Annotated in this window: 12 protein-coding genes and 3 tRNA genes; 1 reads left to right on the top strand and 14 read right to left on the bottom strand. The window is 67.0% G+C overall.

Features of this window, described 5'->3' with window-relative positions; all coding sequences use genetic code 11:
• Nucleotides 1-2 precede the first annotated feature (2 nt).
• Complete coding sequence (locus tag RIN43_RS04105) at nt 3-860, top strand: hypothetical protein (RefSeq protein WP_309127606.1); 858 nt, start codon at nt 3-5, stop codon at nt 858-860.
• A 230-nt stretch (nt 861-1,090) separates the two neighbouring features.
• On the opposite strand, the gene RIN43_RS04100 is transcribed toward RIN43_RS04105, so the two are convergent.
• From RIN43_RS04100 to RIN43_RS04035, 14 genes are all read right to left on the bottom strand, one after another.
• The gene (locus RIN43_RS04100; protein ID WP_309127803.1) at nt 1,091-1,738 is read right to left on the bottom strand and encodes a type IV toxin-antitoxin system AbiEi family antitoxin domain-containing protein; all 648 of its coding nucleotides are present in this window, start codon (nt 1,736-1,738) and stop codon (nt 1,091-1,093) included.
• A gap of 84 nt (nt 1,739-1,822) precedes the next feature.
• Nucleotides 1,823-2,704, bottom strand: a complete 882-nt coding sequence (locus RIN43_RS04095; protein ID WP_309127605.1) for a hypothetical protein — start codon at nt 2,702-2,704, stop codon at nt 1,823-1,825.
• A gap of 142 nt (nt 2,705-2,846) precedes the next feature.
• Nucleotides 2,847-2,920, bottom strand: a tRNA-Met gene (locus RIN43_RS04090).
• A 33-nt stretch (nt 2,921-2,953) separates the two neighbouring features.
• Nucleotides 2,954-3,025, bottom strand: a tRNA-Thr gene (locus tag RIN43_RS04085).
• 97 nt (nt 3,026-3,122) lie between these two features.
• The gene (locus RIN43_RS04080) at nt 3,123-4,286 is read right to left on the bottom strand and encodes a peptidoglycan DD-metalloendopeptidase family protein (protein WP_309127604.1); all 1,164 of its coding nucleotides are present in this window, start codon (nt 4,284-4,286) and stop codon (nt 3,123-3,125) included.
• A gap of 245 nt (nt 4,287-4,531) precedes the next feature.
• The gene (locus RIN43_RS04075) at nt 4,532-5,356 is read right to left on the bottom strand and encodes an inositol monophosphatase family protein (RefSeq protein WP_309127603.1); all 825 of its coding nucleotides are present in this window, start codon (nt 5,354-5,356) and stop codon (nt 4,532-4,534) included.
• Nucleotides 5,353-6,369 carry a hypothetical protein gene (locus RIN43_RS04070; protein WP_309127602.1) on the bottom strand — a complete coding sequence of 339 codons (1,017 nt, stop codon included), beginning with the start codon at nt 6,367-6,369 and terminating at the stop codon, nt 5,353-5,355. The genes RIN43_RS04075 and RIN43_RS04070 overlap by 4 nt, the downstream gene beginning before the upstream one ends.
• 87 nt (nt 6,370-6,456) lie before the next feature.
• Nucleotides 6,457-7,254, bottom strand: coding sequence for an enoyl-CoA hydratase/isomerase family protein (locus RIN43_RS04065; RefSeq protein ID WP_309127601.1), 798 nt, complete (start codon nt 7,252-7,254; stop codon nt 6,457-6,459).
• Nucleotides 7,255-7,309: 55 nt separating this feature from the next.
• Nucleotides 7,310-7,834, bottom strand: a complete 525-nt coding sequence (locus RIN43_RS04060) for an FBP domain-containing protein (RefSeq protein ID WP_309127600.1) — start codon at nt 7,832-7,834, stop codon at nt 7,310-7,312.
• Between the two features lie 25 nt (nt 7,835-7,859).
• Nucleotides 7,860-8,516, bottom strand: a complete 657-nt coding sequence (locus RIN43_RS04055) for a GntR family transcriptional regulator (RefSeq protein ID WP_309127599.1) — start codon at nt 8,514-8,516, stop codon at nt 7,860-7,862.
• A gap of 401 nt (nt 8,517-8,917) precedes the next feature.
• Nucleotides 8,918-9,001 (bottom strand) — tRNA-Tyr (locus RIN43_RS04050).
• Nucleotides 9,002-9,087: 86 nt separating this feature from the next.
• Entirely contained in the window at nt 9,088-10,008 is a 921-nt protein-coding gene (locus RIN43_RS04045; protein WP_309127598.1) for a PfkB family carbohydrate kinase, read from the bottom strand.
• Between the two features lie 271 nt (nt 10,009-10,279).
• Nucleotides 10,280-14,155: a DNA-directed RNA polymerase subunit beta' gene (gene rpoC / locus RIN43_RS04040; protein ID WP_309127597.1), complete on the bottom strand. Its 3,876-nt coding sequence runs from the start codon at nt 14,153-14,155 to the stop codon at nt 10,280-10,282.
• Between the two features lie 46 nt (nt 14,156-14,201).
• A complete protein-coding gene (locus tag RIN43_RS04035; RefSeq protein ID WP_309127596.1) occupies nt 14,202-17,705 on the bottom strand; it encodes a DNA-directed RNA polymerase subunit beta in 3,504 nt (1,167 codons plus the stop codon).
• Nucleotides 17,706-17,830: the final 125 nt, after the last annotated feature.

Here is a 17,830-nt window from a genome sequence, read left to right as displayed (position 1 = left end):
CGATGGCCGATCCCAATTCACCCCTACGGCAGCTATTCGACAAGCTCTTTCCGAACACCCGCGACGTACAAGCGTCCTACCGACAGGGGCAGCCCCGCCTCCTTGTGGAGGGCGGCACTGCGAACCCAGGCACGCTGGGCGCTGCCTTCGACTACGCCACACGATTCGCGTTGGACATTCTGTACGACGCACCACTCGCGCGCGCACCATTTCTCGACGAGCCCGACGCGCTGTCGAACATCGACGCCGTAATTATGGCCGCGCAGATCGCCCAGCTCATCGGTGATCGCACCACGGTGTTCCGCGCATCGTGGGCGCTCGGATTGTTGACCGAGGTGTACCGAGTCGGCTTGCTTCCCGGGTCACCCCTGCGGGGGCTCATCGACGCAGGGCGCATGCACGCGCAGGATCTCCTCGAGTCCGCTCCGCCCGATGCGCTCGACCAGTTGACCAAGATGGACGCGATCGCTCGGGAGCGTCTGCTCCCCCATCTTCGCCATCCGCTTGAGCTCGGTCCGACGTTCGACGGTTCGGCGCTGTGCTCCGCAGATGCTGACGTTATTGCCGACGGGCTGCTGCTTGACCTGAAGACAGCCCTTGGGGGGAAGGTCAGAGGCCCCGGAGGACGGGCAGATTATCTGAAGGCCAGTCACTTGCGTCAGCTCATCGGATACCTGCTGCTCGACCGCTCGGATGCCTATGGCATCGATCGCGTCGGTATCTACTCGGCCCGCTTCGGGCACCTCGTGATCTGGCCCGTCGCCGATGTGCTCGAGATGCTTGCGGGACGGCCGGTAGATCTCGACGACGTCCGTGAGCAGACGTGGCGCGTCCTAGGCGGCGATTCGAACTCGAAGTGACCGAAGGGCGTTCGCCGATGGACGCGAGGACGTTTGCAGAGCTACTCGCTGACGACGAGATGCTCGCGGTCGTTGTCGAGGGGCTCGAGACGTATCGGTCGCTGGTGAGGCGAACGAGGACATCGCTGTTTCCGCCGCCCGAATCCGAGTACTTCAGTCAGGTCATTACGAGCATCGGGCGCGCTCTTGCGCACGCTCGAAGCGGAGTGATCCACCGCATGCAGCCGGCCTCAATCCCGGAGCCGAGCCCGCCAGGATGCGTCCGCTCCGGCGTCGAGCAGAAGCCTGTCGGCAAATGTCACACCGGACTCCATCTGATTGCGCCGCGCGAGAGGCTCGAGTAGCTCAGCAAGTCGTCGAGGCCATAGCAGCACACCGCGGTGCATCGCCTGCTCAAGGGCGTCGGCTACGAGCGATAGATCTTCCCAAGACTCGACGAGGTCGGCGATTGCGCGCTCGACCGTCATCGAGGGAAGCCCGTCGACGTAGACCACGTCGTCCTCGTCAAGCCGCCGCATGCGTAGTTTCACGTCCGAAAGTCGCGTCGTTCGACGGGTAGGCGTGACGAACTCGCTGTCCGCCGGGAACCAATCACCGATCCGATGCAGCGTCGCCGCCGTCTTTCCCGCCGCGACGACCGGCCGCTCTATCCCATCCAGAGCGAGCCAGTGAATGCGGGCTAAGTCGACTTCGTGCGCGGCCGGAGGCGCACCGGCCATGCGGTACACGCCCTGTGTGAGCCGCTCGATGGCACCGGATGCCACGAGACCCGAAAGCACCTTCCGCGATACACCGACCTCGGCCGCCTGCGCCGTCGTGAACATGCCCCAACGCTCGGCTGCGACCGCGCCCAGGCGTGAGATGGTCGCACCAGCCATACAGCATTTGTACCCTAAATGCGGTACGCGTGCTGCGCCCACGGAACGGCGGATCCCGCTTCATCGGCTGCCCGATCTTCGTGATTACACGATCGGAATTCCGATCTTCAGCTTGCGCCGCGCTAGGACGTCCAGCGCCGTCGTGAACTGGAGCACGAGAGCATCCACCGTGTACTGAAGAGTCTGCGTGTCGTTCGTGATCTCCACGTTGACCATCCCGCCCTCACGATCGGCGAGTTCCGTTCGTGGCATGAAGCGAACGGTGCGGAGCATCGATGGATGACTCAGGCCGCTAATCATCCGCCAGACCATCTCCCCGTACCCGCCGGGCAGGCCGGTTGCGACCGTGGCCTCCCGAGTAATCTCGGCGAAGCCGACGGCATACCCTCCCAGAGTGGGATCAGCCACCCCTGCTCGCGACGCCACCGCCCGGATCTGGTCCACGTACTTCCGCTTCCACGCCTTCTGTCCCTTGCGCTGCTGATCCACGAGATGCAGCAATTCGTCGGGAGCCAGGCGCTCCGAAGCCGCCGTTAACGAAGCCTCATCGCTGACCTCACGCCAGAGGTTTCGCAGATGGCGTTCGATCCGCTGTCGCGGATCATCTGGATGCAAGATCCATAGCGCGGTCGAGGCGGCCTCGAGTCCTGAGCGCGCCACCGGGAAGTGCGCGACATAGGGAATAGTGAGCTCTCCCTTGGGCGGGATCAGAACGCCGAGCGCGCGCAGGCAGTCAACTGCATGGTGCAGATTGTGGACGACGTGGGAACTTACGCGTGTCCAATGTGTCACGGCGTCGTCGAGGGCCAACTCGCTTCGCGGGCCTGCGTTCCCGCGTGCGATTCGATTCCACCGTTCAGCAAGCTGCGGCACCAGCGCCAACCTATCCCGGATGCGCTGCACCGCGGCAAGTTCACTGGGATCCTCAATCGGAATCGCGCGGCTCCCGTAGTATCCGTCGGTCATATGACGAGTCTGCGGGCGACCCCCGACATCTAGCTCTGATTGCACCGCGACCGGCACAAAACCGGCACATCGCCGATCCAGCTCGATGCTCAACTCCCGAAAGATACGACAAAACCCCCGGATATCCGGGGGTCTGTATCTGTAGCGGAGGCGGGACTCGAACCCGCGACCTCACGATTATGAGTCGTGCGCTCTCACCATCTGAGCTACTCCGCCGCACGGCTTCCGCTCTGTCGAGTGAAAGCTACGAGCCCCGAGTCAGGATTGAACTGACGACCCCTTCCTTACCATGGAAGTGCTCTGCCACTGAGCTATCGGGGCGTGCTGCCCGCTAGCGGGCAACCAGATGAGATTATCACCTCTCCGGCCAACTCACGAAATCGGCGAAGCCGTTCGGGAGCGTCTCAACGACGATCGTTCACGGCAGCGTGACACCGTCGTATCGGCCGGCGTTCTTACGCAACCACGGCAGCGGATCGATCGTCGAACCGTTGACGATGATCTCGAAGTGCAAGTGCGCGCCGTACGACCGGCCGGTGTTTCCGGTCTTTCCGACGACGGTGCCGACGGTGACCTTCTCGCCCGGCTGCACGCGCAACGAGCCGTACTGCATGTGCGCGTAGTGGCTGGTGATGACCTGTCCGTCGATGACGTGATCGATGTAGACCGTCACGCCGTAGGCGCCCCCCTGCTCGGTCGCGATACGGACGGTGCCATCGGCGATGGCCTGCACCGGTGCGCCGTTGCCTGGCACGAAGTCGATGCCCTCGTGCAGTCGGCCGCTGCGCATGCCGTAGCCGTAGCTCATGCCGACGCCGACCATGAACGGCCACTGGATCGCGGCGCCGGGGTCGTTCGTGAAGACCTCGCTGGAGTAGTCGATGCCCTCTTCGGCGGCGACGTCGGCGAGCGAGACGGTGGAGAACGAGTCGGAGCGGGCGAGGTCTTCGTCCTGAACACCGGACGACGCGACGAACGCCTGAATGTCGTCCTTCTCGACCTTGGGTGTGGAGACGCTTTCCTTCGCCGTCACCAGGGAGGCGACGGGGGCACCTGCGCCGCCCTGGACGGCAGCGACCGCGTTCGCGGGGAGGGTCATCGAAACGGCGATCATGCCCGCGACTCCCATCACGCCGAGGCTCGCTCCTGCGGCGAGGACCTTGCGGAGCGGACGCGGGCGGTGCGGCACGACGTGGTCGGTCGCGCCGTCGGTGATCGCCTCATCCTCGCGCTGGGTCTCGGACTCGACCGCGGTGAGCACCTCGTCGACATCGCTCTCGTCGGCGACGGGTGCGAACCCGAAGGCCTGGGATGCGACGACGAAAGCGTCGACCTCCGACTCCCCGACGACCGGCGACACGTTCTCGTGAACGCTGGGCGCCTGGTTCTCGTCGGCCGGCTGCTCGGTCCTGCGGGTGGATGCGGACGCCTGCGCGACGGCGACGTTCAGGACGTCTTCGACCACGGCCTGCGGGGCGGGCTCGGTGACGGGCTGCGCGGCGGGGGCACCGGCGTTCGCCAGGCGACGGGCGCGACGGCTGGTCGCAGCCGATTCGACCTGTGCGGCAGTGGGCGGTGCCATGACACCGGAGGTTGCCGAGCTGCCGTCGACCGCGTGAGCGGTGCGAAGTCGGTTGGATCGACGCGTGGGCGCAGAGGCAACCTGGGGGCTTTCAGCGGGCAAAAGTCAGATCTCTCGGGTTCGTTTTCAAGCTCGGGGGCGCTTGGTCACTCTCGCAGCTGCAAGCAGCTCAGGGGAACGAAAGTAACGATCGGGTAAACACTACAGGCTCGCGGCTGAGAAAGCCATGAACCCGTTCCATCTTCTCAGAGCGATTCCTCCCCCTCGACGATGGCGCGCAGGCGCTCGTGCACGACGGGCCCTCCGGCGATCAGCAGCGGGCGCGGAGCATCCACGTCGAGGCGGGACACGACGCCTCCTGCCTCCTCGACCAGCAGGGCGCCGGCCGCGAAATCCCAGGGGTTGAGGCCGCGCTCGAAGAACCCGTCGAGGCGACCGGCGGCCACGTACGACAGATCGATCGCCGCGGAACCCATCCGTCGCAGGTCTCGCGCCATGGACATCACCCTTCGCACCAGCGCGAGATCACCGTCGTGGGTGGCGGGGTCGTAGCCGAATCCAGTGCCGAGGAGTGCACCGGCCGGGCTGCCGGCGCTGACAGAGAGACGGATGCCGTCGAGCCACGCGCCCTCTCCGCGCACGCCGGTGAACAGCTCGCCCAGCCCGGGTGCGCAGACGGCCGCCGCGACCCCGTTCCAGCTGCGCGGGTCGGGCTCCCCCTCGACCACTGCGATGCTCACGGAGTACGCAGCGATGCCGTACGCGTAGTTGACGGTGCCGTCGATCGGATCGACGACCCAGGTCAGACCGCTGCTACCGCGCGATGCACCCGACTCCTCACCGAAGAATCCGTCGTCCGGACGTTCATCGTGCAGCCGGTCGCGGATGAGCTGCTCGACCTCGCGATCGGCCTCCGTCACGATGTCGGCCAACGTCGATTTCGTGGCGGCGAGCGACACTCCTTCCCCGCGGCGTCGGCGAGCGAGATCGCCGGCCTCACGGGCGATGTCGGCGGCGAGTTCGCCGAGCCCGGTGGCGGAAGCGGCGGATGTCTGGTCGCCAGAGCTCATCGAGGCGCCTCCGGTGCCGCCGGAGGCGGCTGCGGGAAGTCGACGGTGACCGGCGACGGCGGAACGCCCGGCGCCGATGCGGGCGGCTGCGGCGCGGCGGGAGGCCGCGGGGCCTGCGGCTGCTCGAGCACGGGCGGCCGCGGCGGCTCCGGCTGGCGCGGAGGCTCCGGCTGCTGCAGTGCGGGCTGCCCCTGCTGCGGCTGCGCGTAAGTCGGATACCCGGTGTAGTACGCGTTCCAATCCGGCGACCCGTCGGGCAGCACCGGCAGCGGGGTCCGGCCGTCAGCATAGGTCGGCCAGGCCTGCTGCGCAGATCCCTGCGGCAGCCCCTGGTATCCAGCAGGCGCCGTGCCGTGCGTCTGCGACGCAGCACCCGCCGCCCCGGCGCGGGGAGCGAACAGGGCGTTCAACAGCGGAATGAGCATCGTGCCGACCGCCGCGAGGATGCCGACCGCGATGGTGATGCGCCAGTACAGGTCGTCGTACCGGAACAGGTCCGGGAAGGTCAGATAGAACACAAGCAGCGCGACGAGAGCCCCGAGCATCACGAACGTGACGATCACGATGACGCGCGTGAAGGTCGTGACGTACCTCTGCGCCGCTCGGACGAACAGGCGCGGGTGCACCAGCGCGAGCTGGAGGATGCCGATCACCAGCAGCAGCTGGAAGAATCGCTCCGAGGGCCATCCGAAGTACTCGTCGTCCTGCGGGAGCCAGATCTTCACCGCGCCCACCAGCAGCGCGATGATCCACGTCACCATGCTCGCCAGCGCCAGCCACTCCGGCCGGCGGGAGGAGAGATGCGATTCGGCGATCGCGATGCCCGCGAATGCCGCCAGCAGCAGGATGGTCAGGAAGGCCCGCCCGATCAGTCCGGCCTGATCGCCGACCAGCACCCAGACGACGCAGACGAGCGCCGCAGCGATGAGCGCTCCGATGGCGATCCAGATCGCACCGCGCAGCAGCTTCGACATCCCCGGACGCTCTTCGGCGCGAGATGGCACGTCAGACATGGTTCCTCCCTCAGCCAATGACTTCATCCTCCCACGCCCTCCGGCGCGGCATTCGCGCTCTGTGGACAACGTCGGGCGCGCCGAACGTCAGCTCGACGATCGGGAGGAGGCGGCGGCGAAGGCGGCGATCCGCTGCTGAGCCTCGGGAGTGTCGAACGCGGCACCGATGGAGCGCGCCTCCTCTCCCAGCTGCTCGGCGAACGAGCGCGACGGCTGCGAGCGCACCAGGCGCTTGGCGTGACCGTAGGCGCCGGCGGCGCCGTCGAGCCAGAATCGGGCGATCTGCTCGGCGCGCTCACGCACCGCATCCGCCTCGCTCTCGGCATCCGCCCCGTCGACGACCTCGGCGACCAGGCCCCACTCCCTGGCCTCCTGCGCCGTCAGCAGACGATCCTGCAGCACCAGCTGAAGGGCGCGTCGCTCACCGATCGCTCGCGCCAGCTGTGCCGACACCGAAAGGTCGGGTGTGAGGCCGATGTTGGCGTACAGGCTGCCGATCTTCGACCGCCCGCCGACGACCGCGTAGTCGCTGCACATCAGGATGCCGAGGCCTCCCCCGGCCGTCGTGCCATGCGCAGCCGCCACGACGGGCACCGCCGACGATGTCAGCGAGAGGATGCCGTCGTTGATCACCTGGGCGAAGGCTGTGATGTCCTCGCCGCCGTTCATGCCCTTCGACATCGCGAGCACGTCGCCGCCCGCGCAGAACGACCGGCCGGCCGCGTCGATCAGGATCGCGCGCACGTCGTCGCGCGCCACAGCCTCAGCGGTGCGCTCACGCCACGCATGAGCGAGGTCGCCGTCGAACGCGTTCAGGCTCGCGGGGCGATTCAACGTCAGGCGTGCGAGACCCGCTTCGACGGTGAACAGGACGGGGTCACTCATGGCGTCTCCTTCGATGCGCTTGCGACCGCAGAGGTCTCCGGCGGCGCCTCTCAGACTAACCGCGCGGAGCATCCGATCCCGCGCCCCCTCCCTCCTCGCTGAGCACCCGGGTGACGAACGACTCCATGCGCAGGCGGGTGCCGTCGAGGCGCATGTCGGCCTGCCCTGGCGAGCGCACCTCGTTCGGCGCGAGGGGATGCGCGAGGCGGACGTTCTCGTGACATGAGAGGTCTGCGCAGATGTACGTCCCCGCGCTGTCTCCGCGCGCACCCTTCGCGCCGCCGCGACGCGCCGTGAACAACGAGACCTGGTTGCCGGGCTGCAGCGTGCGGCAGATGTTGCACATGCCCGAGCGGGTGCGGCCGGGGTCGGTGGATCGCAGCAGGATGCCGGTCGCACGCCCCCCGTGCTCGATGACCACGACCCCGCGTCTGCTCGACACCGGGTCGCGCCAGGCGAGGAAATCGAGGTAGTCCCAGTCGGTGATGACGAAGTCGTGCGGCATCCCGATCTGGGCGATCTCGTCGGCATCCGCGTTCATAATCGCCTCGCGAACCTGTGCCTCGGTGAGTGGTCGCATCGATTCAGTCTATGAACGATGGGCGTCAGACCGATCGGTCGATGAGAAATGCCCGCCGAAGCGCGTTCTGCACCTGCGTGGCGTCGCCGGCCTCCAGAGCCGGCTGCAGCGCGCGATAGGCGTCGGCCACCGCGTCGAGATCGTCGTCGAGTGCACTGTGCGCGGTGAACACCTGATAGCCGAGCGAGGTGCCGACTTTGCGCACGATGCCGACCAGCACATCGTTCGGGCAGCGCTCTATCAATTCGAGGAAGAGCTCGCCTGCGAGGCTCGACGCCTGCGGGATCTCCCGCGCGGCGAGCAGGTCCGCGACGCCGGCCGCCTTCGCCGCGAGCGGTGCACGGACGTCACGAGCGAGCTCGGGAAGTGCGAGCGTCGCGGTGCCGATCATCAGCACGCCGACAGTCTGCATGTTGGCGATCACGCGATCGGGCCGCGGCGCCGCCACGATGGTGTGGGACTGCGGAGCGGACTCGACCAGGCCCTCCAAGACCAGGGCGTGCAGCGCCTGCCTGATCGGCGTCGCAGACACACCGAGCCACGCGCGAAGCGACGCCTCGTCGAGCCGCTCACCCGGCAGCAGGACTCCGCGGAGAATGGCGTCGCGGATCTGCTCGAGAACCCTCTCGCGCGCAAGCTGGCGCGGCGTGCGATCCTGCGGCTCGGCCTTCGGTATCGGCATGCGGCCCCAATCCCCGTGCACTGATTATCGAGCATGCCGCCGCCGGCATCGCCTCCGGTTGAAATCTGAAATTTGAGTTTCAGCAGGATCAAGCGTAACCTCCGAGAGGCCGAGACGAATCCCCTCATTCGGCCAAGCCCCGACTCGGGTAATCCGCAGCTGATCTGTCCCCACTTCTCACTGCGGGCGCGTGATGTCAACGCAGGGTCGGGGTTCAGGGCCCCACGTTCCGGAGCGTGGGGCCCTTTCTCGTCTCCGTGCACGGTGGCCGTCACAGGAGCGGCCCGTGCGCTCTCCTCCGCACGGCCGGACCCCCGCGGGACTGCGGTCCCGCGGGTTCGAATCCCGCAACGCTCGAGAGACGCCGAAAGGCCCCCGCTTCGCGAGGGCCTTTCGATGTCTGGTGGCAAGTGAGGGATTCGAACCCCCGAAGCTTACGCGGCTGATTTACAGTCAGCTCCCTTTGGCCGCTCGGGCAACTTGCCAGTGCACACCCGTCCGGCTTACTCAGCCAACCGGGGGCGCGAAGATCAAGCATACCCGCCCGGAGCGAGCAGGTGAAATCGGGCGCTCAGCTGCCCTGGACACCCCGCTCGGCCGCATCCAGCGACTCCGGCGTGCGCAGCAGACCGCCCTCCGCGCGGCATGTCGCGGCGGCCACGGCCATGGCGCGCTGGAGCATCCTGCGCCAGCCCTCCTCCGACGACGGTTCGCCGCCAGCGAGCCCCGCGACGACAGCCGCGAGCGTGGCATCCCCCGCTCCGACGGTGTCGACGACCGGGCCGGGCAGGGATGTGATGGGCTCCTCGAACACACCCGCATCCGAGTCCAGCACCGCCCCGTCCGATCCCGCCGTCGCAAGCACCGACGCCACGCCCAGCGCGCGCAGCCTGCGGCGCAGGGCGCGGAGGTCGCCGTCGTACAGCAGGGCGGCGTCGTCGGCCCCCACCTTGATCAGCGCCGAGCGCTGCGCGAGCCGCTCGAATCCGCGCACGAACTCCTCGCGGTCGGCGAGCATGCCCGAGCGCGGGTTCGGATCGACCACGAGCCGCGAGTCGCCGAGCGCTTCTGCCAACGCGTCGACCTCGGCGGGGACGTCGAAGGGAAAGCAGCTGACGGCCACGACGTCGGCCACCGCGATCGCCTGCCGCGCATCGTCGCCGTAACGGATGCTGCGCCGCTGCGCAGCCTCGTTGAACACGTACGAGGGCTCTCCGCCCGGCGACCGCGTGACCACCGCCCGGGAGGAACCGAGCGGCGCTGGGCTGGAGATCAGGGCGACACCGTGATCGTCGAGGTACTCGCGGATGTGCTCACCGGGTATGTCGTCGCCGATCATGGCGATCAGGGTGGTCGGGACGCCCAGTCTGCGCAGCCCGACGGCGACGTTCAGCGCCGCTCCCCCGACGAGCTCGCGCACGCCGTTCTCGTCGCGGATCTCATCGATCAGCGCGTCTCCGATGACGACGGCGCGCGGGCTCTCAGTGCTCATCTCGAGAGACTATCGCCCTGCCGGCCGCGAGAATTTCTTTGCGGCGTGAGACAGGTGCTGGCACGTGCCGTCTCATGTCGCAGAGCAATTCTCGCCGCGCAGCACGGCCGCCCCGCGCGGTGTCGCAACCGCAGCGACGACGAAGGCCCCGGCCCTCCGAGGAGGGCCGGGGCCTGAATCACATCAGCGCGTCAGTTGTGGTCGCGACTTCGTCGCGTCACAACTTCGATCGGCTCGGCCGGGCGAGCAAGCTCGCCGGCACTCGCCTCAATCAGTTGTACGTGCCGGGGGTGATGTCGTCGGTCGAGAACGCGTCGAAGTCGACGTACCCGAAGTCGCCGTCGGCGTACGCCCCGTCGGACGCGAAGATCCGGTTCGGGTAGCGCTCGCTCTTGGCCTCCTCGGTCGCCTCCACCGTGATGTTGCGGTACTTGGACAGACCGGTTCCGGCCGGGATGAGCTTACCGATGATGACGTTCTCCTTGAGACCGACCAGCGGGTCGCGCTTGCCCTCCATGGCGGCCTGCGTGAGCACGCGGGTCGTCTCCTGGAAGGATGCCGCCGACAGCCACGACTCGGTCGCGAGCGACGCCTTCGTGATACCCATCAGCTCCGGACGACCCGACGCGGGGCGCTTGCCCTCGGACACGGCCTCGCGGTTGATCATCTGGTAGCGCTTGAGGTCCACCATCTCACCGGGCAGCAGCGTCGTGTCGCCGTGGTCGACGACCGTGACCTTGCGCAGCATCTGGCGCACGATGACCTCGATGTGCTTGTCGTGGATCGGCACACCCTGCGAGCGGTACACGCCCTGCACGCCGCCGACGAGGTACCTCTGCACCTCGCGGGCGCCCATGACGCGCATGACCTCCTTGGGGTCGAGCGTTCCCACCTGCAGCGGCTGACCGACCGTGACGTGCTGGCCGTCCTCGACGAGGAGCGTCGCACGCTTCAGCACCGGGTAGACCACCTCTTCGTCGCCGCTGTCGGGCGTCAGGATGATCTTCTTCGCCTTCTCGGTCTCCTCGATCGTGATGCGGCCATCGGCCTCGGCGATCGGGGACGCACCCTTGGGGGTACGGGCCTCGAAGAGCTCCTGCACACGAGGCAGACCCTGCGTGATGTCGTCGGCGGATGCCGAACCACCGGTGTGGAAGGTACGCATCGTCAGCTGGGTACCGGGCTCACCGATCGACTGGGCCGCGATGATGCCGACGGCCTCGCCGATGTCCACGGTCTTGCCGGTCGCTAGCGAGCGGCCGTAGCACTGCGCGCAGACACCGACGGCCGAGTCACAGGTCAGCACGGAGCGGACCTTGATGTTCTCGACGCCCAGCGCCACCAGCTTGTCGATGAGCACGTCGCCCACGTCGTCACCGGCGGATGCCAGGACCTCGCCGGCTTCGTTCACGACGTCGGCGGCCAGCGTACGGGCGAACACGGAGTTCTCCACGTTCGCGTCGCGCACCAGCTCGCCCTGCGAGTTCGGCGCCGCGATCGGCAGCTCGAGGCCCTTGGTCGTGCCGCAGTCCTCCTCGCGGATGATGACGTCCTGCGACACGTCCACCAGACGACGGGTCAGGTAACCCGAGTCGGCGGTACGCAGGGCGGTGTCGGCCAGACCCTTACGGGTACCGTGCGTGGCGATGAAGTACTCCGCCACCGACAGCCCCTCGCGGTACGAGGAGATGATCGGACGCGGGATGATCTCACCCTTGGGGTTGTTCACCAGACCGCGCATACCCGCGATGTTGCGGATCTGCAGCCAGTTACCACGTGCACCCGAAGACACCATGCGGTTGATGGTGTTGTCCGCCGGGAAGTGGGCCTTCATCGCGGCCTGGACCTCGTCGGTCGCCTCGGTCCAGATCTTGATGAGCTCCTGACGACGCTCGGCGTCGGTGGTCAGACCCTTGTCATACTGCGACTGGACCTTGGCGGCCTGCTTCTCGTAGCCCGCGACGATCTCGGCCTTGTTCGGCGGGGTGAGGATGTCGCTCAGCGCGACCGTCACACCGGAGCGGGTCGCCCAGTGGAAACCGGCGTCCTTGATGCGGTCCAGCGTGGCGGCCGTCTCGACCTTGGGGTACTCCTCGGCCAGCTTGTTCACGATCTGCGACAGCTTGCCCTTGTCTGCGACCTCGCGAACGAACGGGTAGCCCTTCGGCAGCGCGTCGTTGAAGATCGCCTGACCCAGCGAAGCGTCGACGAGGCCGTGCTTCTCGTAGCCCTCGGGAGCCTCGCCCTCGAGGAAGGTGAGCCCAGGGATGCGGATGCGGACCTTCGCCTGCAGGTCGAGGGTGCCCTCGTCCTTGGCCAGGATCGCCTCGGAGACCGAGCCGAACGCACGACCCTCACCGGCAGCGCCCTCCTTGACCGTGGTCAGGTGGTGCAGGCCGATGATCATGTCCTGCGAGGGCAGGGTGACCGGCCGTCCGTCCGACGGCTTGAGGATGTTGTTAGACGCGAGCATCAGCACACGGGCCTCGGCCTGAGCCTCGACCGACAGCGGCAGGTGCACAGCCATCTGGTCACCGTCGAAGTCGGCGTTGAAGGCGGCGCAGACGAGCGGGTGCAGCTGGATCGCCTTGCCCTCGACGAGCTGCGGCTCGAAGGCCTGGATGCCGAGGCGGTGCAGGGTGGGTGCACGGTTCAGCAGAACAGGACGCTCGCGGATGATCTCCTCGAGCACATCCCACACCTCGGGGCGCGTGCGCTCGACGGCGCGCTTGGCCGCCTTGATGTTCTGCGAGTGACCGAGGTCGATCAGGCGCTTGATCACGAACGGCTTGAAGAGCTCCAGGGCCATCTGCTTGGGCAGACCGCACTGGTGCAGCTTCAGCTGCGGACCGACGACGATGACCGAACGGCCCGAGTAGTCCACGCGCTTTCCGAGCAGGTTCTGGCGGAAGCGACCCTGCTTTCCCTTCAGCATGTCGCTGAGGGACTTCAGGGCGCGGTTGCCGGTACCGGTGACGGGGCGTCCGCGGCGACCGTTGTCGAACAGCGCGTCGACGGCCTCCTGCAGCATCCGCTTCTCGTTGTTGACGATGATCTCGGGCGCGCCGAGGTCGATCAGACGACGAAGACGGTTGTTGCGGTTGATCACGCGACGGTACAGGTCGTTCAGGTCGGAGGTCGCGAAGCGGCCACCGTCCAGCTGCACCATCGGGCGCAGCTCCGGCGGGATCACCGGCACGACGTCGAGCACCATGGCGGCCGGGCTCATGCCGGTCTCCAGGAACGAGCTGACGACCTTCAGGCGCTTGATCGCACGGATCTTGCGCTGGCCCTTGCCCTCCGAGATCTGCAGACGCAGGCTCTCGGCCTCGCCGGCCAGGTCGAAGGTCTCCAGGCGGCGCTTGATCGACTCCGCACCCATGTGGGCCTCGAAGTACTGACCGAACCGGTCCTGCAGCTCGTGGAAGACGTCGTCCTCCGGGCGCAGCGCGCCGACCTCGAGCGTGCGGAAGTCCTCCCAGACGCGCTCGAGCTTGGCGATCGCGTCGTCGGCGCCCTTGCGGATCTGGGACATCTCCTTCTCGGCGGCGTCCTTGACCTTCTTCTTGGCGTCGGCCTTGGCACCCTCCGCCTCGAGAGCGGCGAGCTCCTCCTCCAGCTTGGCCAGGCGCTCCGCGATCTTGGCGTCGCGGCGGTCGCCGAGCGTCTTCAGCTCGAGGCGGATGTTATTCTCCTGCGTGGCGAGGTCACGGTGACGAGCTTCCTCGTCGACCGAGATCACCATGTAGGCGGCGAAGTAGATGACCTTCTCGAGGTCCTTCGGCGCCATGTCGAGCAGGTACCCGAGGCGCGAGGGCACGCCCTTGAAGTACCAGATGTGCGTCACGGGCGCGGCGAGCTCGATGTGACCCATCCGCTCGCGGCGGACGGAGCTCTTGGTGACCTCCACGCCGCAGCGCTCGCAGACGATGCCCTTGAAGCGGACCCGCTTGTACTTGCCACAGGCGCACTCCCAGTCGCGGGAGGGGCCGAAGATCTGCTCGCCGAAGAGCCCGTCCTTCTCGGGCTTCAGCGTGCGGTAGTTGATCGTCTCAGGCTTCTTGACCTCACCGTAGGACCATCCGCGGATGTCGTCAGCGGTCGCGAGGCCGATTCGAAGCTCATCGAAAGTAGTTGCGTCGAGCACTAGTTCTCCTGTTTAGAAAATCTGTCGCTAGTCGAATGGCGCCGGATCAGATCTCGTCGATCGATGCGGCTTCGAAACGGCTGGAGATGTTGATGCCGAGCTCCTCCGCAGCGCGGAAGGCCTCGTCATCGGTGTCGCGGAGGTTGACCGCGGTACCGTCGGCCGAGAGGACCTCGACGTTCAGGCAGAGCGACTGCATCTCCTTCATGAGCACCTTGAACGACTCGGGGATGCCGGGCTCCTGGATGTTCTCGCCCTTGACGATCGCCTCGTACACCTTGACGCGTCCGAGGATGTCGTCGGACTTGATGGTGAGGAGCTCCTGGAGCGCGTATGCGGCGCCGTAGGCCTCAAGGGCCCACACCTCCATCTCACCGAAGCGCTGACCACCGAACTGCGCCTTACCACCGAGCGGCTGCTGGGTGATCATCGAGTACGGACCGGTCGAACGCGCGTGGATCTTGTCGTCGACGAGGTGGTGCAGCTTCAGGATGTACATGTAGCCGACCGAGATCGGAGCCGGGAACGGCTCACCCGAGCGGCCGTCGAACAGCTGCGTCTTGCCCGACGAGTCGATCAGGCGCACGCCGTCACGCGTCGGAAGGGTGGAGTCGAGGAGACCGGAGATCTCCTGCTCGCTGGCGCCGTCGAACACCGGGGTCGCGACCTTGGTGTTCGGTGCCACGTCGCGGGCCTCCTCGGGGAGCTTCATGGCCCACTCCGGGTTGCCCTCGATCTTCCAGCCCTGCTTGGCGATCCATCCGAGGTGGGTCTCGAGCACCTGGCCGAAGTTCATTCGACCCGGGATGCCGAGCGGGTTGAGTACCACGTCGACCGGGGTGCCGTCCGCGAGGAACGGCATGTCCTCGACCGGCAGGATCTTCGCGATGACGCCCTTGTTGCCGTGACGGCCGGCGAGCTTGTCACCCTCGGTGATCTTGCGCTTCTGGGCGATGTAGACCACGACGCGGCGGTTGACGCCCGAGCCCAGCTCGTCGTCGCCCTCCTCGGCGTTGAACTCCTTGACGGCGATGATCGTGCCCTGCTCACCGTGCGGAACCTTCAGCGAGGTGTCGCGGACCTCGCGGCTCTTCTCGTTGAAGATCGCACGAAGCAGACGCTCCTCGGCGCTCAGCTCGGTCTCGCCCTTCGGCGTCACCTTGCCGACGAGGATGTCGCCCGGACGCACCTCGGCGCCGATGCGGATGATGCCGCGCTCGTCGAGGTCCTTCAGCAGCTCGGGGCTGACGTTGGGGAGGTCACGGGTGATCTCCTCCTTGCCCAGCTTGGTGTCGCGGGCGTCGACCTCGTACTCCTCGATGTGGATCGACGAGAGGGTGTCGTCCTTCACCAGCTCCTGGCTGAGGATGATCGCGTCCTCGAAGTTGTGACCCTCCCACGGCATGAACGCGACGAGCAGGTTCTTTCCGAGGGCGAGCTCACCGTTGTCGGTGGCGGGACCGTCGGCGATGACCTCGCCGACCTCCACGCGCTCACCGGCGCCGACGATCACGCGCTGGTTGTACGACGTTCCCTGGTTCGACCGGTCGAACTTGCGCAGGTGGTACTCCTGCGTGCCGCCCTCGTCGAGCATGACGACGACCTTGTCGGCCGAGACCTCGGTGACCACACCGGCCTTCTCGGCGGTGACCACGTCGCCCGCGTCGATGGCGGTGTAGCCCTCCATACCGGTGCCCACCAGCGGCGAGTCCGACCGCAGAAGCGGAACGGCCTGACGCTGCATGTTGGCGCCCATGAGGGCGCGCTGCGCGTCGTCGTGCTCGAGGAACGGCACGAGCGAGGTCGCAACCGACACCATCTGGCGCGGCGAGACGTCGATGTAGCCGATCTCCTCGGGCAGGAACAGGTCGACCTCACCGCTGCCGCCGCGGGGGCGTGCCAGCACGTGGCTCTCGGTGAAGCGGCCGTCCTTGTCGAGCGGTGCGTTCGCCTGGGCGATGTTGAAGTCGACCTCCTCGGCTGCCGTGAGGTAGTCGATCTGGTCGGTGACCTTGCCGCCCTCGACCTTGCGGTACGGGGTCTCGATGAAGCCGAACGAGTTGATGCGCGCGAACGTCGCGAGCGCACCGATCAGGCCGATGTTCGGGCCTTCAGGAGTCTCGATCGGGCACATGCGGCCGTAGTGCGACGGGTGCACGTCTCGCACCTCGACGCCCGCGCGGTCACGCGAGAGACCACCGGGGCCGAGCGCCGACAGACGGCGCTTGTTGGTCAGGCCCGCGAGCGGGTTGTTCTGATCCATGAACTGCGACAGCTGCGAGGTGCCGAAGAACTCCTTGATCGCGGCCACGACGGGACGCACGTTGATCAGGGTCTGCGGGGTGATCGCCTCGATGTCCTGCGTCGTCATGCGCTCGCGGACGACGCGCTCCATACGGGACAGACCGGTGCGGACCTGGTTCTGGATCAGCTCGCCGACGGCGCGGATGCGGCGGTTGCCGAAGTTGTCGATGTCGTCGGCCGCGATGCGGATCTCGGCCTTCTTACCCGAGCGGACGCCCTCGAACGACTCGTCGCCGCGGTGCAGGCGCACGAGGTACTTGATGGTCGCGACGATGTCGTCGCGCGTCAGCACCGAGTCGGTCAGCGCGGCGGCGAGACCGAGCTTGTGGTTGATCTTGTAGCGACCCACCTTGGCCAGGTCGTAGCGCTTCGGGTTGAAGTAGAAGTTGTCGAGCAGCGAGCGCGCGGCCTCGGCGGCCACCTGCTCGCCCGGACGCAGCTTGCGATAGATGTCGCGCAGCGCGTCTTCCTGAGTGAGGATGGTGTCCTTCGACAGCGTCTCCTCGATGGAGGGGAACCCGGCGAACTCGGCGAGGATCTCCTCGCTCGTCATGCCCAGCGCCTTCAGGAAGACGGTGACCGACTGCTTGCGCTTGCGGTCGATGCGCACGCCGACCTGGTCGCGCTTGTCGACCTCGAACTCGAGCCAGGCGCCGCGGCTGGGGATGACGCGAGCGGTGACGATGTCCTTGTCACTCGTCTTGTCGGGCGTCTTGTCGAAGTACACACCGGGCGAGCGGACCAGCTGCGAGACGACGACGCGCTCGGAGCCGTTGATGATGAACGTGCCCTTGTCGGTCTGCAGCGGGAAGTCGCCCATGAAGACGGTCTGGGTCTTGATCTCACCGGTCTGGTGGTTCATGAACTCGGCCTCGACGTACAGCGGGGCGGCGTAGGTCTTGCCGCGCTCCTTGCACTCCTCGATCGAGTACTTCTCGGGCTCGAGGTACGGGTTCGTGAACGAGAGCTGCATGGTCTCGCCGAGGTCCTCGATCGGGGAGATCTCCTCGAAGATCTCACCCAGACCCGAGATCTCGGCGACATCGGTGCGTCCGGCCTTCTTGGCCTCGGCGACGCGCGCCTTCCACGCGTCGTTGCCGACGAGCCAGCCGAAGGACTCGGTCTGCAGCGCGAGCAGGTCGGGGACCGTGAGCGTGTCGGAGATCTTGGCGAACGAGAGGCGGGATGCTCCGCGTCCGTTCTTGTTGGTGGTGGTGGGAGTGGATGCGTTGCGAGCAGCAGCCAAGGGAATAACCTCCGTGAGCCCGGGCAGGGCTAGTCGATTCCTTGTCGTCGGTGGAGTGCGCGCGCGAGAGCTCGACGATGCCGACCACCATATGAGGGCACGGAGAAGCGAGCGCAACTACCAAC

Origin of the sequence: Microbacterium sp. (assembly GCF_031178445.1) — a bacterium.
Taxonomy (GTDB): Bacteria; Actinomycetota; Actinomycetes; order Actinomycetales; family Microbacteriaceae; genus Microbacterium.
The sequence above is the reverse complement of the archived record's forward strand: the minus strand, read 5'-3'. Positions and strand labels throughout refer to the sequence as shown.